This is a genomic window from Marinobacter sp. 1_MG-2023 (genome assembly GCF_030549045.1).
In the GTDB taxonomy this organism is placed as follows: Bacteria; Pseudomonadota; Gammaproteobacteria; order Pseudomonadales; family Oleiphilaceae; genus Marinobacter.
The window spans coordinates 350,657-366,435 of the sequence record NZ_JAUOST010000003.1 but is presented as its reverse complement, the minus strand read 5'-3'; the positions used below and the strand labels follow the sequence as shown (position 1 = coordinate 366,435).

Annotated in this window: 10 protein-coding genes; 5 read left to right on the top strand and 5 right to left on the bottom strand. The window is 55.0% G+C overall.

The window, feature by feature from the left end:
• The first annotated feature begins 164 nt into the window (after positions 1-164).
• The 4 genes from Q4606_RS11095 to Q4606_RS11080 all read left to right on the top strand — a co-directional run bounded on the left by Q4606_RS11095 (position 165) and on the right by Q4606_RS11080 (position 5,119).
• Positions 165-1,673 carry a diguanylate cyclase gene (locus tag Q4606_RS11095; RefSeq protein WP_303596906.1) on the top strand — a complete coding sequence of 503 codons (1,509 nt, stop codon included), beginning with the start codon at positions 165-167 and terminating at the stop codon, positions 1,671-1,673.
• A gap of 84 nt (positions 1,674-1,757) precedes the next feature.
• A complete protein-coding gene (locus Q4606_RS11090; protein WP_303596907.1) occupies positions 1,758-2,624 on the top strand; it encodes an MBL fold metallo-hydrolase in 867 nt (288 codons plus the stop codon).
• A gap of 7 nt (positions 2,625-2,631) precedes the next feature.
• A complete protein-coding gene (locus Q4606_RS11085; RefSeq protein WP_303607549.1) occupies positions 2,632-4,365 on the top strand; it encodes a SulP family inorganic anion transporter in 1,734 nt (577 codons plus the stop codon).
• A gap of 94 nt (positions 4,366-4,459) precedes the next feature.
• Entirely contained in the window at positions 4,460-5,119 is a 660-nt protein-coding gene (locus Q4606_RS11080) for an energy-coupling factor ABC transporter permease (protein ID WP_303596909.1), read from the top strand.
• Here Q4606_RS11080 and Q4606_RS11075 read toward each other — a convergent pair.
• The 5 genes from Q4606_RS11075 to gdhA all read right to left on the bottom strand — a co-directional run bounded on the left by Q4606_RS11075 (position 5,088) and on the right by gdhA (position 13,296).
• Positions 5,088-7,277 carry a bifunctional diguanylate cyclase/phosphodiesterase gene (locus Q4606_RS11075; protein ID WP_303607548.1) on the bottom strand — a complete coding sequence of 730 codons (2,190 nt, stop codon included), beginning with the start codon at positions 7,275-7,277 and terminating at the stop codon, positions 5,088-5,090. The genes Q4606_RS11080 and Q4606_RS11075 overlap by 32 nt on opposite strands.
• Before the next feature lie 184 nt (positions 7,278-7,461).
• Complete coding sequence (locus tag Q4606_RS11070; protein ID WP_303607547.1) at positions 7,462-7,995, bottom strand: response regulator transcription factor; 534 nt, start codon at positions 7,993-7,995, stop codon at positions 7,462-7,464.
• Positions 7,992-9,263, bottom strand: coding sequence for a sensor histidine kinase KdpD (locus Q4606_RS11065; protein ID WP_303596912.1), 1,272 nt, complete (start codon positions 9,261-9,263; stop codon positions 7,992-7,994). Before Q4606_RS11065 ends, Q4606_RS11070 begins: the two co-directional genes overlap by 4 nt.
• Before the next feature lie 83 nt (positions 9,264-9,346).
• The gene (locus Q4606_RS11060; RefSeq protein ID WP_303607546.1) at positions 9,347-11,929 is read right to left on the bottom strand and encodes a PEP/pyruvate-binding domain-containing protein; all 2,583 of its coding nucleotides are present in this window, start codon (positions 11,927-11,929) and stop codon (positions 9,347-9,349) included.
• A gap of 17 nt (positions 11,930-11,946) precedes the next feature.
• On the bottom strand, positions 11,947-13,296 hold the full coding sequence (gene gdhA, locus Q4606_RS11055) for an NADP-specific glutamate dehydrogenase (RefSeq protein WP_303596914.1): 1,350 nt from the start codon (positions 13,294-13,296) through the stop codon (positions 11,947-11,949).
• Positions 13,297-13,534: 238 nt separating this feature from the next.
• On the opposite strand from gdhA, the gene Q4606_RS11050 reads away from it, so the two are divergent.
• Positions 13,535-15,550, top strand: coding sequence for a TonB-dependent receptor (locus Q4606_RS11050; protein ID WP_303607545.1), 2,016 nt, complete (start codon positions 13,535-13,537; stop codon positions 15,548-15,550).
• The last annotated feature ends 229 nt before the right edge of the window (positions 15,551-15,779 follow it).

Genomic DNA, 15,779 nt, shown 5'->3' with positions numbered 1-15,779 from the left:
AATGAGTGTGATAGGAGGTTTTAATCAATGCCGCTGTTCCGGTCAGAAGCACTGCGCTTACGTAATTCATACAGGAAGGCACTGGTTTGATGTAGTTGAACATAGCACTGTGGGCTACACTTTTTTCAAACCCAGTCGATTCATGCCGGGAAGGCGAGTGGCTCATGACAAAACAGTCCGATCAGGGGCCGAGTTACACAGACGCATACAGTTGTTTCAAGAAGCTGTCTGCGGGCGTTCCCTGTGTTTTCTTTACCTATTGGCTGAGCGCGGACGGTAAGGCTCGAAGGTACCCGTTTGTCAGTGAACAGGTAAAAAGCATCCTTGGGCTTGACCCAGGTACCCTGCGAGAAAATGCTGATGCGATGTTCTCTATGATTCATCCTGAGGACATGGACGGTGTTGCCGCCAGTATTGAAAAGTCCGCCAAAACGCTCACGCCCTGGCGATGTCAGGCTCGACTGAAAGTTTTCGCCGGCCACTATGAATGGTTTGAAACCCACGCAATCTCCGAGCGTCAAGCCGACGGGAGTACTGTCTGGTACGGGCAGTTTTACAATATCCAGCACTACAAAGAACTTGAGCACACCCTCAGAGAGCGGGAGGCCGAGTCGGCCTTTCAGGCAGATTTCCAGAAGTTGATAGCGACCTTATCCACGGAGTTTATCAACCTGAGCTTTGGAACGATCGATCAGTGCATTTCCGAGCTGCTGCAGACGATAGGTAGCTTCTTTGGCGTAGACCGGGCATATGTGTACGAGTTTTCGTCAGACTACAGTGTTATGAATAACACTCACGAATGGTGTTCCCCGGGCGTACCGTCTCTCATAGACTCTCAGCGAAATGTGCGAACTGACGACTTTGACTGGTGGCAAGCCAAGATCAATGAAATGGTGAGTGACAACCGGGTCGTGTTTGTTGGAGCGTTAGAACAATTACCCGATGGGCCTGAGCGCAGCTTACTGGAACAGCAGGGTGTCTGTTCGATGTTTTGTGTACCTGTCCGCGTTCGTGGACTTGTTACCGGCTTTTTTGGCGTTGACTCTCTTCGCAAGAGAACCTGGCGTGAAGATCAGGCAGACCTTCTTATCATTGTATCGGGCTTGCTCTCCGGGGCGCTTGAGCGTCATCGTCTGGAGAGTGAACTGCTCAATCAGTCTATTCGTGACCCCTTGACGACCTTGCATAATCGCCGTTATCTGATGCCCAGATTGAATGAAATGCTCAGCCGCGCCAGTCGCTACGGTGAACATTTTACGTTGGCAATGTTTGATCTCGACCGCTTCAAACACATCAACGATTCCGGCGGACACCTGGCGGGTGATTTCTGCTTGCGCCGGTTTGCCGATATTCTCATTGAACAGACCCGAGAGACTGATGTTGTCGCGCGATTTGGCGGGGAAGAGTTTGTTGTGGCATTCAGCAGTGTCAGCCAGGCGGATGTTCGAGACACGGTTAGCCGGATAATTCGCCGGGTGCGCGATCACGATTTTGTTTTTGAAGGCCGCACATTGCCACTGACAGTCAGCGCCGGTATTGCTGCTATAGGGGAGTTGGGTGCGATTCCGGCCTCACCTGACCCGCTCATAAGGTTGGCTGACGAGCGGGTTTACTGCGCAAAGCAGGCTGGGCGCGACTGCCTGGTTGATGCATCAGGGGTATCGCGAGCATAGGAAAAGAGCATTTCACTTAATATTCCGTTTTGGTATATCCTTAGAATTATATTCTGAGATGCCACCCCAACGGAGGTGAACACCGTGAGTAACCCCATCGTTCAGTATTTTTTTGATGAGCCCACCAACACATTCAGTTATGTCGTTCGTGATCCTGCCAGTCAGGCCTGTGCCATTCTCGACTCAGTGCTCGATTTTGACTACGCCGCAGGCACTACGGACGTGCGCTCAGCGGATGCAATTATCGAGTACGTCCAGTCAAACGGTCTGAACGTTGAATGGATCCTGGAGACCCATGTGCATGCGGATCACCTGTCCGCGGCGCCCTATCTCCACGAAAAACTTGGTGGTAAAACCGGTATTGGCGCACACATCCAGGATGTTCAGGAGATTTTTGGTAAGGCGTTTAACGCAGGCACAGAATTTGCCCGTGATGGAAGCCAGTTTGACCGCCTGTTCAAAGACGGTGATACCTTTTCCATCGGGGGGCTTGAGTGCAGTGTAATGCACACGCCGGGCCATACGCCCGCATGTCTGACCTATGTGATTGGTGATGCAGCTTTTGTAGGCGACACCCTGTTCATGCCGGACTTTGGAACCGCACGCTGCGATTTCCCGGGCGGGGATGCCCGTGCGCTTTACCAATCCATTGGTAAGGTTCTTTCGCTGCCCCCGGAGACCCGTATTTTCCTGTGCCATGACTACAAGGCGCCAGGGCGTGATGAATACGCCCACCAGACAACGGTGGCGGAGCAGCGCGAGGCCAACATTCACGTACACAATGGCATCAGCGAGGACGAGTTCGTAAAAATGCGCACAGAGCGCGATGCTACGCTTGATATGCCAAGACTGATTCTGCCCTCGGTGCAGGTGAATATGCGGGCAGGAGAAATGCCGCCCGCAGAGGACAACGGTCAGGTTTACCTGAAAATACCGGTCAACCTGTTCTGAGCGCCTGATGAACTTTAAACGTTACCTGCCCATTCTCCAATGGGCGCCAAAATACGGCCGCAGCAAGGCTACCAGTGATCTGGTGGCTGCGGTCATTGTGACCGTGATGCTGATTCCTCAGTCGCTGGCCTACGCCCTGTTGGCAGGTTTACCTGCACAGGTCGGGCTCTACGCCAGTATTCTTCCGCTGGTGGTTTACGCGATCTTTGGCACAAGCCGAACCCTGTCAGTCGGGCCGGTCGCAGTGGTGTCTCTCATGACTGCCGCCGCGCTGGCGCCCCTGGCCGAGGCGGGCAGTCCTGAATATGTTGCGGGTGCGATACTGCTGGCAATCATGTCCGGGTTAATGCTCACGATGATGGGTATTCTGCGTCTCGGGTTTCTCGCCAACTTTCTCAGCCACCCGGTGATATCGGGTTTCATTACGGCCTCCGGCATTGTGATTGCTGCCAGCCAGCTCAAACACATCTTCGGGGTCCAGGCCTCAGGCCAGAATCTGCTGGAAATTGGGCAGTCATTGATTTTGGCATTGGGCGACACCAACCTGCCAACGCTGGCAATTGGTGCCGGGGCATTGCTGTTTCTGATGTTCGCCCGCAAGCAGTTGAAGCCTCTCCTGATTCGCTCCGGCGTGGGTGCACGTTCGGCAGATATCCTCACCAAAACGGCACCGATTCTTGCAGTATTATTGACCACACTGGTTGCCTGGCAGCTCCAGCTTGATACCCGGGGCGTTCGCCTGGTTGGTGTTGTGCCTTCCGGACTACCTGAACTGACGATGCCCCCAATGGACTGGGGCCTTTGGCAGCAATTGGCGGTCAGTGCGTTGCTGATAAGCGTGGTAGGTTTTGTGGAGTCTGTATCTGTAGGTCAGACGCTTGCGGCAAAACGGCGCCAACGGATTGATCCTGACCAGGAGTTGATCGGCTTGGGAACCGCCAATCTGAGCGCGGGTTTTTCAGGTGGTATGCCGGTAACGGGCGGCTTCTCTCGCTCAGTCGTCAACTTTGATGCTGGTGCGGAAACCCCAGCTGCTGGAGCATACGCAGCGGTCGGGATTGCTCTGGCGACTCTGTTTCTGACTCCAGCTATCGCTTTTTTGCCCCAGGCAACGCTTGCAGCCACGATTATTGTTGCCGTGGCGACGCTGGTAGACTTGCCCGCGCTAGGTCGCACATGGCGCTATTCCCGTACCGATTTCGGAGCCATGCTGGTAACCATTGTGCTGACCCTCGCACACAGCGTTGAAGCCGGCATCATCGCAGGTGTGGCGCTTTCCATAGGCTTGTTTTTGTATCGCACCAGTCGGCCACACTGCGCGGTTGTGGGCCGGGTTCCGGAAACAGAGCACTTCCGTAATGTGCTTCGCCATGACGTAGAGCTGTGCCCGAAAGTCACGTTTTTACGCGTGGATGAAAGCCTGTACTTCGCCAATGCACGCTTCCTCGAAGAGACGGTGATGGACCTGGTGATTTGTGAGCCGGAGCTGAAAGATCTCGTACTGGTTTGCACGGCAGTCAACCTGGTAGATGCCTCCGCACTGGAAAGTCTGGAAGCGATAAATGAACGCCTCAAGGATGCAGGTGTGCGTTTGCACCTCTCGGAGGTAAAAGGCCCGGTTATGGATCGCCTCAAAGGTACCGAGTTGCTCGCTCATCTGGGTGGTCAGGTGTTTCTGAGTACCTATGGGGCCTGGCAGACCTTGACCGGCCATCGCGAACCCGAAAAAAAAACCGCCTGATTTTACCCTGTTTGTTGCTGATCATTGGCAGAAGGGTTGGTGTGGTCGCTATCATTGAGTTGATTGTCAGGTTTAATAGAGCGGTCACTTCAACATGGGTATGACGGATAATTTGCTATCAACAGGGCAATGGCTGCTCACTCTGGCCTTGTTTCTGATAATTCTGGTGCAGGCAGCCCGGTCGGTGCGTTGGCGTGCACTGCGTGCAGACAACCTGTTGCAGCATTCCTTTTTTGGTGCCGCGGTGGTGCTCGGTTTTATCTGGCAATTGCGGGCAGGCATCTACCCCGGGCTTGCGATTCACATCTTTGGTATTACCGCAGTCACACTGATGCTGGGTTGGGGTCTTGCGGTGTTTGCCGGGCTTCTGGCTCTGGTTATTACTGTGATAACGGGTCGTGAACCGGCGATGATGTTTGCTGCTAACGGCCTCGTGACGGTTATGATTCCAGCGCTGATTACCCAGGGCATCATGCTTTGGGAAAGGCACCGGGATTTTCGCAACTTTTTTGCTTACATCTTTTTCTGCGGCTTCTTCGGGGCTGGTATTTCTGTGGCTGCCGCGGGTCTGGTGATGTGCCTGATGCTCTGGGCCAGTGGCGCTTATGAGTTTTCAGAACTGGTGCACAGTTACCTGAGATATCTTCCGCTGTTCATGATTCCTGAAGGGTTTGTTAACGGCGTGATTGTTACCGGCATGATGGTGTTCCATCCGGACCGCCTTACAACGCTGGACCAGCGTCGTTATCGTTAGCTGTCCTGTACGCCTCTGATGCGTTTGCTACGCCTGCTTTGCCAGCGTGCGGCAATTCCTGGATGTTTTTTCGAGCCTTTTCCTTACGCCATTCGTTTAACCATCCAGATATCTTGCTGGCCGGCATCGGGCGGGCAATGCCGTAGCCCTGAATATAGTCGCAGCCCAGCTGGTGCAGAGCGCGGATATGCTCCATGGTTTCAACACCCTCTGCGACAATGGGGTGGGCAAATCTCTGGCCGAGAAAAATCACGCTCTCGACAATAGCCCGGTCATTCCCATCATCGAGCATGTTGCTCACGAAACTCTTGTCAATTTTCACCTGATCGACGGGCAGGGTGCGCATGTAAGTGAGCGAGGCAAAACCCGTCCCGAAATCGTCCAAAGCAATCTGGAAACCAAGCTCCTGGCATCGGGCAAGCACGTTGCCGGCGAGACGGATGTCGTCGAGCGCTGTGGACTCCAGCACTTCCAGAGTGATCTGGCTGGGTTTAACGTCCGGGTGACTGTGCAGGTAACTCTCCAGGAAGCCTGTAAAGCTCCTGTCCATGAGATGCTGGGCACTGATGTTAATGCTGACGGAAAGATCTTCGCCGGCTGTTTGCCAGAGGTTCATCTGATGAATGGCTTCTTTGAGAACCCATTGGCCCAGAGGCACTTCCAGGTGGCTATTTGCCAGTGTGGGCAGGAAGGCGTCCGGGTAGAGCAAGCCCCTGTGAGGGTGGTTCCAGCGAATAAGAGCCTCAAAGCCTACAACTTTGCACCCCGCAATGCGTACCTGGGGCTGAAAATAAAGTTCGAACTCCTGATTTTCGAGTGCCCTGGTGATTTCGGTAAGCTGTTCACGCCTTTGTTGCCTGTGCTCGTTCAATTCAGGGTCAAAAAAGTGCAGAAGGTTTCGCCCCTTTTCCTTGGCAGAATACATGGCTTGATCTGCATGGCGGATGAGGCCTTCAGCATCCGAATTGTCTGCGGGGTAGCGGGTGATCCCAAGGCTTGCGGTCAGGCTGATTGGGCCAGTGCCTGTTCCTGGGTCAAGGGGCTCGTTGATGATGGATAATATGCGGTCGTAGACTGCGTTATTGTTATCACCCTGAAGAATCAGGCCGAACTCATCGCCGCCAAGCCGGGCAACTGTATCGCCGCTGCGAAGAGCTTTCGCCAGGCGCCCTGCCAGAGTGCACAGCATCTGGTTACCGGCGGTCTCTCCAAAACTGTCGTTGATTACCTTGAAGCCGTCGAGGTCCAGGTAACAGACAGCCAGGTTTTGTTCGTGGAGGTCGGCTTGGGCTCGCGCTCTGCGCAGCCGGTCTTCCAGTTGCTGGCGGTTGGGCAAGCCTGTCAGTTCATCGTAGTTGGCGACCCGGTCCAACTCTTTAGCATGGTTTTTGAGGGCGGTAATGTCTGTAAAAGAGGCAACGTGGTAGTAGCTCCCCGGCTCATCAAGGTGTATGCGGCTGATTGACTGCAGCTCAATAAACTCTTCACCGTTTTTCCGGCGATTCCAGATTTCGCCGCGCCAGTGGTCTGTCTTCTCAATACTTTGCCACATGGCGCGGTAGTAGGCCTGTGAATGGCGCCCAGAGCTGAGAATGGATGGGTTGAGGCCCAATACATCGCTGCGACTGTAACCGGTAATGCGGGAGAAAGCCGGGTTTACATCGACTATGCAGTTGTTGTGGTCCGTAATAATGATGGCTTCGTGACTGCGGTCAAACACACTGGCGGCTATTCGCAAACCGCGTTCGCCCTGCTTGCGATCCGATATGTTATTCATGATGACGATGAAGCCTGGCTTCACACCCTGCTCAGCGCCGGTAGGCACACAATAGACATGAACCCAGAATGGCGCACCGGAGCGTGTGAAGAGCAGAATATCTTCCTCAAACTGCTCTGCCCGGTGAAACTTGCAATCGATTCGCCTTACTGTTTCCGGGTCTGTGGTCGGACCATAAAGAATGTCCCGAGGGCGGGCTCCGGCAACATCTTCCAGCTGGTGGCCGGTATGTTCCTCGAAGCTAGGGTTCACCCATTGGATGAATCCAGATGCGTCAAGGATAAGCGCCATATTGTGAGTGGCTATTGCAACCAGAGAAAGGCGTTCCAGGTCTATCTGTGGGGCAGGCTTTTTGTCTTCCGGGCTCTGTGTATCTGACATGAATGTTTCTATGCTCGGGCTACAAAAAGTGCGACTTTCTCCCTGTCCTGATAGATGGATTGTAGCAGTGGTATCTTCGCTGGGCGTCCGTGGTTATCCAGCGGTCTTTCTGAAAAGGCAGCGGGCGAGAATACGCGGGAAGCGGAGACCTTGTTTGATACATGTCAATTTTAAGAATGGTGCTCTAGCTGCGCCAACGGGAATGCTTTTGCAGCTTTCGTTGCAAGGTTCTCCTGTGCATATGTAAGGCTCTGGCTGTGGCCGATACATTGCCTTCATGCTCGTTAAGCACTCGCTGAATGTGTTCCCATTCCATTTCTTCCACAGACGGCGGTTCCTTGCGCAACTCTGGTGCCATTGCCAATGGCTCGAAACCACCGAGAAGCTGTTGCACGTTTACAGGCTTGCACAAATAGTTCGTGGCCCCGCGGCGCATGGCTTCAACCGCTGTGGCAATGCTGCCATAGCCCGTCAGTACCAGAACCTCCAGGCCAGGCTGTTTGGCAAGGAGTTCCGGCAACAACTGCAGGCCACTCTCGCCTGCAAGGTTCAGATCCAGAACACAGTTCTGGAAGGGCTGGGTGTCCAGGGCCTCAAGTGCTTCGGCATGGGAGTGGGAGCAGGTAGCGTCGATACCATGACGTTTGAGGGCGCGCTGGAGTATCTGCAGGAAAGCGGCGTCATCGTCAACCAGTAGCCAGCTGTTGTTTGTCGTCAAACTTTACCTCCCATCTCTGCGTTTTCCGCTCTGGCTTCAGGCAAATCAATGATCATTGTGGTGCCATGTTGGTCAACACGGGCCTTCAGAGTGCCGCCCAGGCGCTGGATTGTTGCATTGGAAAGAAAGAGACCCACACCCAGGCCATTCTCCGAGCCTACGATCTGTTCCCCCGGAGTGACCTGAAGTGCGTCTTCCAGGCCGTCGCCGTGATCTTCTACTACCATCTCGACTCTGTTGGTTTTGGTGTTGCGTACGCTGACGGCTACCCAGGTTGGGCTGGCGTTGAGAGCGTTAGCCAGCAGGTTGAGAATGGCCTGGTCCAGAGTGGCGTCTACCGAAACCCGGCAATCCGGAACAGCCGCTGGCCACTCGATGGGCGCAGCGGGCCACAGGAGTGTTGCCGATTCTTTCAGGCGTGTTACCCAATCCTGAATCTGCAGGCTTTCCAGTTGTGCGGTCTTGGCTTGTATGGCCGCACTGGTAAGTTGCTGCAGGTGTTTGCTGCACAGAACCAGTTGCTGTTCCATCATGCTCAGATCTTCCGCAAGATCCGGATCAGGGAATGCTGAGCGAATCTCATCGACCAGTAAGGTCATGGTATTCAGAGGCGTACCCAGGCGATGGGCGACGGCTGCAGAAGAAAGCCCCAGAGCAATAATCTGTTCGTCGCGCAGGCGCGTTTCCCGAATGGTTGATAGTTGCTCTTGCTGCTGGCGTAATCGCCGTGCCAGAGCACCCACAACCAGTAGCAGGATCGCAGCGGTCATGGCGAAGGTGACCCACATACCGACCAGGTGCAGCTGCGCCAGGTTGCCGTGGTTGCTGTGGTCATGGGTAAGCGGTGCCTGCCACATAACCAGGGCCGTATAGACAGCAACTCCAGAAAGTGTGATGGCTATACTCTGGCTAAGGGGTACAAGAATAATTGCTACGGCTATGGGGAGGAGCAACAAGGAAACCAGCGGATTGGTATAGCCGCCAGTCAGAAACAGCCAGCTGCCAATCAGCGCCAGATCAAGGGCGAGGCCGGCGCTTACGCTTGCGGGGGAACTGGGAGGTCGGCGGGTAAACCAGAGCCAGCCCAGCGTCGCGAGAATGCCGTACAACAGGCACAGCATGAGGGCTTCAGCACGGTGTGCGAGAGTAACAACCGTTTCTGCTACCGCAAGTGCAGTAAGTTGGAGGCCAACAACCGCCAGGCGCATACCCAGCAGGTAGCGTGCGGATTGTTGGAAACCTGTTTGAGAGTGAGTTCGCCATTCCATGGTGTGGATACTATCAGGGTGGTGTGTGCAGTGGTGTAGTAAGTAAGTGCTTTTACCGGTTTTTCTGAAATAGTTGTCGGATATCAATCCGGGAAATAGCAGGCCAGGTTCTGGCTGACAACGTCTGCGGTCAGTTGCAGCGGAGTTGCGAGCAGGTCAAAGGTCTGTACGGCTCGCTCCGGAGAAATGCCCCGGTTATCAGCAGTGTCTATGCCCGGCAGCCGTTCGGGCTGGTAAACGCAGTGTCGGCCACTGGGGAAAAGCGCCACATAAGCGATGCCCGTTTCGACCAGGTCCTGGAAAAAATGTGAGCCGTAAGAAAGATCGGGAACCATGTCACCGTCCATTTCAGCTACTTCAACCAGCACGGCAACCCGGGCTATATCAGCAAAACGGACCGGCACGCCCAATTCGGGGCTGCTGGTGCCCCAGCGTCCCGGGCCAATGAGCATTGTCCTTGCGTTGCCTGTGCGCACCTGTTGACCAACAAGGCGGGCAACGTCGTAACGCTGGCTGACAGTCAGGCGGCTGTAGACCCATGCGTCCACCCGGATAACGCGCTGGATGCAGAGGTTTATATTGCCGCCCATGAAGTGACCGCGGGTTCGGAACAGCAACTGTTGGTCGGAAAGTTCGGCGGGTATTGTCGCTGCTTTTGTTTCGCCTACGGTTGCCAGAGGCCGGCATTGCACAAGATTAAAGGCAGGCTCACCGGCACTGTCCAGGTGCAGGGTGAATTCCACGTCTACCGGGTGCTGGTAGCCGGCTTCCAGAGCTTTCAGCAGGTTGGAAAGGCGGGCAACAAACTGCCCTCTGCTCACCAGTGGCTGGAACGTGAGGCGCCATACCGGTGCAGGCAGCCCGAGCTCCTCCGCTCGCCTGCTTGCGGGCTGATCCACCTCACCAAGATGCTGCAATGGCAGATCGGAAACTTCCTTTGTGAGCTGGCTCAAAGGGCGGGTGGTCAGTTTGCCTTCTTTCAGGTCCAGTGCATCCAGAAGATGCTGTGAGAATCTGTAGCTCTCATCCTGATTGCGGAAGGGGCGACGCCCCGGATAGTCCAGCGCCATAACGCAGGCGTGGTCGTCTTCAATCCGGTCAACGGCACGGGTGCCCAGCCCCATCACCAGACGAACCATGCCGGCGGCAGGATCCATATCGGTATCCCAGGCAAAGGTGTTGCGAGACGCACCAACACCTGCAGCATCTGGCAGGTAGTATCGACCGTGGAAGCGGCCGTTGACTCGCTGTATCAGCAGGGCCATAGGCTCTTCTCGCTGGTCCAGCCCGCGCTGTTGGCGGTAAACCAGCGCATCCTCGTTCATGGTAGAGGCGTAAACCTGCCTGATTGCATCCTCCAGCGCTGCAAGCCGAAGTTCCGGAGCGCCCTGATTGATCAGGAAAACACTGTCGTATTTGCCGGCAAACGCATTTCCGAATCCGTCTTCCTGAAGGCTGCTTGAGCGCACCATGATCGGGTATTGGCCGTAGTGGTCCAGCAGTCGCTCCAGTTCTGTGCGGATTTCCGGTGGGAAGCTGCCCGCCAGAATGTTCTGACGAAGCTCCTCTGCTTCACTGAGATAACCATCGGCAGAGCGCTGGCGCATAATCGCCGGCCACAGACCGTTGTGAACCAGGAAGGCGTAATAGGCGTCTGACCCCAGGTAGCTGGAGTCGTGTGGTTCGAGGTTGTCCTGCCAAATCTCGGGCTGATTCGTGAGCAGGATACTGCGTGCGATCAGCATGCCGGTGGCCTTGCCGCCGATATAACCACTGCCGATCATTCGTGCGCGTATCCCGAGCAGGCTTTCAAGACTGAGGTAACGTTTTGCCAGCTCCAGCATGCGCGGATCCCGGCTGATCAGAACATTCAGTACCCGGTCCAGAATGTCGGCTGACTGTACTTCATCACCGCTCTCAATCGCGCCTGCTACCTGAATGAAGAGCCTGTCCCAGTAGTCCAGGAGCGGCTGACGATTAAGTTGCGCCAGCTCCAGCCCCGCTTGAAGCCGGGTTGCATCACTGCTGTCTGTAACTGGAATAAAGCGCCCGTTGTGCTCCCGATGGGGCAAAAACATGGTAGGCGATTGCCGGCACCAGGCTTTGATGGGCTGAATCTGAACGTCTTCCCCTAACCGATGAACATCGACCATTACCTGCGTTGTTTGCCGGATGCGGTCCAAAGTGGTGCGGGAGTGGCGGTCGGGATAAAGCGCAAACCAGGCGACAGTCTCCAGGTCAAAAAGGAAGGGGCAGACTACGCGGAAAAAGTTGCCGACCATGGCGTCCGTCGCCCAGGCATTCAGAAGATCGCTCAAGCAGTCGCAGACGTAAAAGGCACCCCGTCCATGTTCCTCAATCAGGCGCCAGACCCTGCCAGTGAGCGCTTCAAAGCCGCTCAGGGCATCGATATTTTCGATTCGGATGTTATTGGTTGTGTCAGACACCAGCGGAGGGTGCTGGCCGAAGCGGAGGTAGATAATACGGCGCCCTGCAGACGCCGCAGATTCAATAAACGGGGTTACAAAACGGCGGTAGTCGTCGAGGTCGCTGACTCGCCACACAACGTTATCGCCAATTCTCAGGCTATCGAGAACATCGTCAAGCCCCGGGAGGCCAGTGGAAACCCGGCTGTCATCCTGTGGGTTTCCGCCGCTCCCGTTCATGCCTTACTTCTCCGTGATCAGATAACGCCCATAGACTGCATGGCGCGAGCTACCTTAATAAAGCCGGTAATGTTTGCGCCCATTACATAATTGCCTTCAGAGCCAAACTCGGCCGAGGTTTCGTAGCAGCTCCTATGGATGTCTCTCATGATGTCTTCAAGGCGCTTTTGAGTATAGTCGAAACTCCATGAGTCACGGCTGGCGTTCTGCTGCATTTCCAGAGCGGAGGTTGCCACGCCCCCGGCGTTGGCTGCTTTGCCTGGGCCGTACATGAGCTTGGCATTCTGGAAGATCGCAATACCTTCCGGCGTTGTCGGCATGTTGGCACCTTCAGCCACGGCGATGCAGCCATTTTCCACCAGAGTTTTGGCGTCATTGGCGTTGAGCTCGTTCTGAGTGGCGCAGGGCAGTGCGATGTCGCAGGGAATGGACCAGATGCTACCACCTTTGACGTATTTTGCGTCTTTGTGGAACTCTGTGTAGGCGTTGAGGCGACGGCGGTCGACTTCTTTGATCTGTTTGAGAGCTGCCAGATCTATGCCCTTCTCGTCTACGATCATGCCGCCTGAGTCAGAGCAGGCAATAACCTTGGCGCCCAGTTCGTGTGCTTTGGCAATGGCGTAGATTGCGACGTTGCCGGAGCCGGAAACGACCACCTTTTTGCCTTCCAGTGAGTCGCCACGAGCCTTCAGCATCTCTTGTGTGAAAAATACGGTGCCGTAGCCGGTTGCTTCGGTGCGCGCACGGCTGCCGCCCCAATCCAGGCCTTTGCCGGTTAGCACGCCTGACTCGTAGCGGTTGGTAATGCGTTTGTACTGGCCGAACAGGTAGCCGATTTCGCGACCGCCTACGCCAATATCGCCAGCGGGAACGTCTGTATATTCACCAATGTGGCGATACAGCTCGGTCATCAGGCTTTGGCAGAAGCGCATGATTTCGTCGTCGGATCGGCCTTTCGGGTCGAAATCGCTGCCGCCTTTACCACCACCTATAGGCAGGCCGGTCAGGGCGTTCTTGAAGATCTGCTCGAAGCCAAGGAATTTGATGATGCCCAGGTAAACAGAGGGGTGAAAACGCATGCCGCCTTTATAGGGCCCCAAAGCACTGTTGAATTCCACGCGGAAGGCACGGTTAATGTGGATTTCACCGCTATCATCCTGCCAGGGCACCCGGAAAATAATCTGGCGTTCAGGCTCACAGATACGTTGAATGATTTTCTTCTCTGCAAATTCCGGATACTTCACCAGAACAGGTCCCAGTGTTTCCAGAACTTCGTGTACGGCCTGGTGGAACTCGTTTTCACCCGGATTGCGGTGCAGAACGTCCTGGTAAATCAGTTCCAGTTTCTCATCAAGTCGGGCGGTCATAGAGTCTTCCTCATTTCGGTTCTTGCTTATTGCAGGAAAGTGGAAAGGGTGGTGGAAAAATGGGGCGATGATTTCATCATATTGGGGCACGCTTAGCAAGAAGTGCTCGTTTGTGGTGCGTCAGGTATGTACCCCAAGAGAGATGCGGCATTCTGTCTCAGGCGCGCGGGAGCTGGCGCGTTTATTATGCCCTCCTTACTTTTTATTCAGACAGGTCCGCCCAGGGGGAAGCAGTAGTATGAAGGAGCGAGCACTTACCAGGTTTGTACGGGTTGCTGTTTTTGGATTCGCGGGTTTCCCGGCACTGGTAACGGCGCAACCTGTCGAGGAAAACCTGGTCATTCGGGTAACGGAAGGCTGGTCAAGTGACAACGCTGAAGCGGTACTGGCCAGCGAGCCGGTGAGCCGGCTGGAGTCCGACCCTTCGGTATCTCTGTCCCGAATGGGCGGCCGTGGTCTGGAGCCGGTAGTGCGCGGTCAGAGCCAGGAGCGTGTGGATGTCCTGCTGGATGGTATTCGTGTAGAAGGTGCTTGCCCTAACCGGATGGACCCGCCAACCAGCCGACTGAGCAGTGCGTTGGCACCGGTTCTGGAAGTCCGGACAAACAACCGCACCTTGCGTTGGGGCCCCATTGCTGGCGGACAGATAATTGCAACGACTGCCAACCCGCAATTCAACGGTAATGCGACCACAGGTCAGGTAACCATCGGCGGATCCGATAACGGCAATGGCAAGCTGATTAACGCTGCGGCGGCCGTCGGTAGTGAGGAAGCGTGGCTACGGCTTTCCGGCGGATATGATGAAGCAGACGATTACGAAGACGGTGATGGCAACGAAGTGCGCAGCGCCTACAAAAACGCTGAGGGTCGTGTTGATGGTGCCTGGACGGCTGAAAATGGTTTCTACATCAAGGGTATGGTCAGCCGCCAGGAAGAGAGCGATGTGAAATATGCAGGCTCTGGTATGGATGCCCCGAAAACGGATACAGATATGTACCGCATGGAACTGGGCTCTCCAGTAGCCAGCGGTGAGTGGAATTTGCTGGCCTGGCAGGCGGATGTTGATCACACAATGGACAACTTCAGTTTGCGCCCTGTGGGTATGATGAAAATGCAGACGGACTCCACGACCGAGACCCGTGGAGTGCGATTTACCCTTGATCAAAGCCCCAACAGTTCAACTGACTGGGCAATAGGTGCAGACCTGGAGACCAATGACTGGGATGCGACGCTGTTTAACGTAACCAATCCCATGCCTATGACGGTCTCGTTTATGTGGCCTGGTGTGGAGCGTGAACGTATCGGGATTTTTGCTGAGGGTTTCCGGCGTGTTGCCAGTGGTGTGAAGGTTGGGGGCGGCCTTCGTTATGACCGCGTGGAAATGGATGCTACCAAGGCAGATGATATCGCGAGCATGGGCATGACTCCGGCCATGCTTTATCAGAACGCATACGGTACCACCGATCTAGAGCCCGAAGATAACAACGTTAGCGGGTTTGCATCCAGCGAGTGGCGGTTACCACAAAACCAGGCGTTGACGCTGACTGTCAGCCGAAGCGTACGCAGCCCCAGTGTTACCGAGCGCTACCTTGCCCGGAACACCATGAGCGACTCCTGGATTGGTAACCCAGGCCTGGAAACTGAAAAGCACAACAAAGTAGAGCTGGCTCTGAGTGGAAGTAAAAACCAATGGAGTTGGAAGCCGGTGGTCTGGGTTGATCAGGTGGACGACTTTGTAAGGCGATATAAAGAAACCGCAGCGCAATGTGGCAAGGCTAATGGCTGCACCCTTTACGAGAATGTTGATGCCCGCCTGCTTGGCGCTGAGGTGATGGTCGGCTGGACGAACGGAACCTGGAGTAGTAGCAGCACACTGGCTTCCGTTCGCGGTGAGAATCGTGACGATAACTCGGCGCTGGCACAGATTCCTCCGGTTCAGTTTGTACAAACTCTGGGCTGGCAGAGCATGGGGCACAGCATTGAAGCTGAGTGGTTACTGGCCCGCCGCCAGGATCGCATCGACCCGGAGTCCGGGCTGGATGCAGGAACATCACCCGGATACGGCGTGTTTAATCTTTCTGGTAGCCACCCGTTGATGGAGCATCTCACTTTCAACTGGGCACTGGATAACCTGTTTGATAATACCTGGGCGCCTCATGTGAGCCGCGCAAACACAGACCCGTTCAATCCTGATGCGGTGCGTGTAAATGAACCGGGGCGCACGCTACGTGCGGCACTGACGGCCAAATGGTAAACCGTGCAATGGCGGTTGCCCGCTAATCATAGCCAGCGGGTAACACTTTACCCCGTGCAGGATTAACTCCCCCTGCACGGGGTTTTTTAATGGCGTTTGCGGACAGTTGTTTTTGGCGATGACTGGTGGTTTTATCATAGTTAAGCCCTGACTTAGGATAAGTTGGTATGTCTTCGTTCAGAGTATATTGATAACCTATGGTTATTAACTAATAACTGGTTTCGGAGTG

Bases quoted from the DNA above. Each gene is read 5' to 3' on its own strand.
- Q4606_RS11065 (WP_303596912.1), bottom strand. From the start codon at position 9,263: ATGGAATGGCGAACTCACTCTCAAACAGGTTTCCAACAATCCGCACGC.
- gdhA (WP_303596914.1), bottom strand. From the start codon at position 13,296: ATGACCGCCCGACTTGATGAGAAACTGGAACTGATTTACCAGGACGTT.
- Q4606_RS11050 (WP_303607545.1), top strand. From the start codon at position 13,535: ATGAAGGAGCGAGCACTTACCAGGTTTGTACGGGTTGCTGTTTTTGGA.
- Q4606_RS11095 (WP_303596906.1), top strand. From the start codon at position 165: ATGACAAAACAGTCCGATCAGGGGCCGAGTTACACAGACGCATACAGT.
- Q4606_RS11085 (WP_303607549.1), top strand. From the start codon at position 2,632: ATGAACTTTAAACGTTACCTGCCCATTCTCCAATGGGCGCCAAAATAC.
- Q4606_RS11075 (WP_303607548.1), bottom strand. From the start codon at position 7,277: ATGTCAGATACACAGAGCCCGGAAGACAAAAAGCCTGCCCCACAGATA.
- Q4606_RS11080 (WP_303596909.1), top strand. From the start codon at position 4,460: ATGGGTATGACGGATAATTTGCTATCAACAGGGCAATGGCTGCTCACT.
- Q4606_RS11060 (WP_303607546.1), bottom strand. From the start codon at position 11,929: ATGAACGGGAGCGGCGGAAACCCACAGGATGACAGCCGGGTTTCCACT.